Below are 3,422 nucleotides of genomic sequence, written 5' to 3'. Positions count from 1 at the left end.
GTGCGGGCTGGCCCCGCACCCTGCTGGCGCTGGCCGGCGGGCTGGTCATGTGGCTGGCGTTCCCGCCGATCGACCTCACCCCGCTCGCCCCCGTCGGCGTCGCGATGCTCACGCTCGCGGTCCGCGGGCAGCGGCCCCGCACCGGCGCCTGGCTCGCGTTCGTCGCCGGCGCCGCGTTCTTCATCCCCGTCCTGGAGGGCATCTCCCGGATCGGCCCGGACGGCTGGATCATCCTCAGCCTCGTCGAGGCCGCCTACTTCCTGCCGATGGGCGCCGGGATCGCGGTCGTCGCCCGGCTGCCCGCCTGGCCCGTCTGGACGGCCGGGCTGTGGGTCGCCGAGGAGCTGATCCGCGGCCGCGTCCCGTTCGGCGGGTTCCCGTGGGCGCGGCTGGCGTTCAGCCAGACCGCCACGCCGCTGACCCCGTACGCGTCCTACGGCGGCGCGCCCCTGGTGACGTTCCTGACCGCGCTGATCGGCGGGCTGCTCGCCTACGCCGCCGTGGCCGCCCACCGTGCCCGCCGGGAGCGGGAGATCCCCCGCAGGCGGGCCCTCGCGCCCATCGCCGGCGGCCTCGCGCTCATCGCGGCCGTCGCCGGCGGCGGGCTGCTGATCCCCACCCCGACGTCCGGCCGCCCCGTCACCGTCGCGGTGATCCAGGGGAACGTGCCGCGCCTCGGCCTGGACTTCCTCGGCCAGCGCAAGGCCGTCCTGAACAACCACGTCAAGGCCACCCACGAGCTGGCCGCGAAGGTCCGCGCCGGCGAGGTGCCCCGGCCCGAGCTGGTGGTGTGGCCGGAGAACGCCAGCGACCTCGACCCCTACGAAGAGCCCGACGCCTACAACGCCATCGACGGCGCGGTGAAGGACGTCGGCGTCCCCGTCCTCGTCGGCGCCCTCACCGACACCCCCGACGGCAAGAAGGTCGAGAACCGCGGCATCGTCTGGGACCCCAAGACCGGCCCCGGCGACTACTACGTCAAGCGGCATCCCGTCCCGTTCGGGGAGTACCTGCCGTTCCGCGACATCCTCACCAAGCTGATCACCCGGTTCGAGCGGATCCCGCGCGACTTCGCCAAGGGCACCCGCTCGGGGGTGATGCGGCTCGGGCCGGTGACCATCGGCGACGTGATCTGCTTCGAGGTGGCCTACGACAAGGAGGTCCGCGACGTGGCGCGCGGGAACGTCCTGGTCGTGCAGACCAACAACGCCACCTACGGCCGCACGAGCATCCCGCCGCAGCAGATCGCGATGTCGCGGCTGCGCGCGGTCGAGCATGGCCGTACGATCTTGGTTGCCGCGACCAGCGGGATCAGCGCGATCGTCGCCCCGGACGGCCGGATGCTCGACGAGTCCCGCGAGTTCGTCCCCGACATCCAGGTCCGGACCGTCCCGGCGCGCACCGCGCGGACCCTGTCGGACCGGCTCGGGGAGGCGCCCGAGTGGGTGCTCGCGGCGCTCGCGCTCGGCGCCGTCCTCGCGGCGGCATGGACAGCCAGGAAGAACGAGGGGAATTGACACCGATGGAGATCCCAGCCGACCTCGGCCGGGTGCTCGTGATCATCCCGACCTACAACGAGCGGGACAACCTCGAGCGCGTCGCCGGGCGGGTGCGCGAGGCCGTCCCGGCGGCGGACGTCCTGGTCGTCGACGACGCCAGCCCCGACGGCACCGGCGAGGTCGCCGACGCGCTGGCCGGCGAGGACGAGCAGATCAAGGTCCTGCACCGCAAGGGCAAGGACGGGCTCGGACCCGCCTACATCGCCGGGTTCCGGTGGGCAGCCGAGCACGGCTACGACGTCATGGTCGAGATGGACGCCGACGGCTCCCACCAGCCCGAGGAGCTGCCGCGGCTGCTGGCCGCGCTGGAGGACGCCGACCTGGTCATCGGCGCCCGCTGGGTGCCCGGCGGCAAGGTCCGCAACTGGCCCAAGCGGCGGGAGGCGCTGTCGCGCGGCGCCAACACCTACGCCCGGCTGATGCTCGGCATCCCGCTGCACGACGCCACCGCCGGCTACCGCGCGTTCCGCGCCGCGACGCTGGCGAAGATCGGGCTGGAGGAGGTCGACTCGCGCGGCTACTGCTTCCAGATCGACCTGGCGCTGCGCGCGCTGCGGCAGGGCCTGCGGGTGGTGGAGGTGCCGATCACGTTCGTCGAGCGCGAGCACGGCACCAGCAAGATGAGCCGGGACGTGATGGCCGAGGCGGCGCTGCGCATCACCCAGTGGGGCATGTCCGACCGCGTCGGCAAACTCCGCCCGCCCCGCTGAGCCCACTCCGCTGAGCCCGCCCGGCTGAAACCCGCCGCAATCGGGGCGTTCTGGCGGGAAACGATCGGGGGCGTCCCGGCGTTGACAGGGTAGAGGCTTTTCCGACCCGAAAATGGGGCCATGCTGCCGCTGCTGATCGTCCTGGGAACACTGCTGCTGCCCGCGCTGGAGATCTTCGTGATCATCCAGGTCGGCGCGGCGATCGGCGCGTGGCCCACGGTCGGGCTGCTGGTCGCCGAGACCGTGCTCGGCGCGTGGCTCGTCCGCCGGGAGGGGCGCCGCGCCTACGGCGCGCTCCAGGAGACCGTCCGCACCGGCGTGCTGCGCGACCGCGAGCTCGGCGACGCCGCGCTGACCATGGCCGGCGGCCTGCTGCTGCTTTTCCCCGGCTTCGTCACCGACGTGTTCGGGCTGCTGCTGGTGCTGCCGTTCACCCGGCCCGTCGCCCGGCGGGCCCTGTCGTCGTTCGCCGCGCGGCGGATGCGCGCGGCCGAGGAGCGCGCCGCGACCGTGTTCCCGCCCGGCCTGGGCGGCGCCGGGTTCGACCCGTTCGGCCGGGGCCCCGGCCCCGAGCGCGTGGAGACCCCGCCGGGACCGGTGGTCCGCGGCGAGGTCATCAGCGAGGACGACGACACCTCCTCGCGCGCCTGACCGTTCAGGCGTCCCGCACGGCGAGCAGGACGCCGCCCGCCAGCAGCGCCGCCGCAGCGTAGGCGGCGAGCACGCCGAGGCCCTGCCACGGCCCGATCGGCAGCCGGTCCAGGTTCCGTGTCGCCTGCACGGCCAGGCCCGCTGGCATCGGCGACACCTTCTCCAGGCGGTCCTGCCACGTGGCGTCCCCGGCGAGCCGGGTGATCACCGGGACGATCCACAGCAGCGCCAGCACCGCCGTGATCGCCGCCGCCGGCTCCCGCAGCGCCGTCCCCGCGCCCAGCGACAGCAGCGCCACCAGCACCAGGTACAGGACGGTGCCGGACGCGGCCCGCGCCGTCGATCCGTCCAGCGGGGACAGCGGCGGGTAGCCGTTCGCGGCGGTGAACCCGCTGCCGGGCAGCAGGCCCCGCCCGGCCGGCTGCATGGAGGACACCCCGAGGCTGGCGCTGTCGGGCGTCCAGGTCGGGCAGGTCGCCGTGATCGTCCCGGTGGCATACTC

4 protein-coding genes are annotated in these 3,422 nt (G+C 74.3%); 3 read left to right on the top strand and 1 reads right to left on the bottom strand.

What is annotated here, in order from left to right:
* The 3 genes from lnt to HUX53_RS29860 all read left to right on the top strand — a co-directional run.
* The coding region (gene lnt / locus HUX53_RS29870) for an apolipoprotein N-acyltransferase (RefSeq protein ID WP_176406562.1) at positions 1-1,517 on the top strand (1,517 nt) is incomplete at its 5' end.
* Between the two features lie 5 nt (positions 1,518-1,522).
* A complete protein-coding gene (locus HUX53_RS29865) occupies positions 1,523-2,269 on the top strand; it encodes a polyprenol monophosphomannose synthase (protein ID WP_176406561.1) in 747 nt (248 codons plus the stop codon).
* A gap of 120 nt (positions 2,270-2,389) precedes the next feature.
* A complete protein-coding gene (locus tag HUX53_RS29860; RefSeq protein WP_176406560.1) occupies positions 2,390-2,920 on the top strand; it encodes an FxsA family protein in 531 nt (176 codons plus the stop codon).
* Positions 2,921-2,924: 4 nt separating this feature from the next.
* On the opposite strand, the gene HUX53_RS29855 is transcribed toward HUX53_RS29860, so the two are convergent.
* Positions 2,925-3,422 (bottom strand): ABC transporter permease (locus tag HUX53_RS29855; RefSeq protein WP_217920085.1); only part of this gene is annotated, 498 nt, incomplete at its 5' end.

This window comes from Actinomadura sp. BRA 177 (assembly GCF_013372625.1).
GTDB lineage: Bacteria > Actinomycetota > Actinomycetes > Streptosporangiales > Streptosporangiaceae > Spirillospora.
Note: the sequence above shows the minus strand (reverse complement) of the source record. Positions and strands in the feature narration are given on the sequence as shown.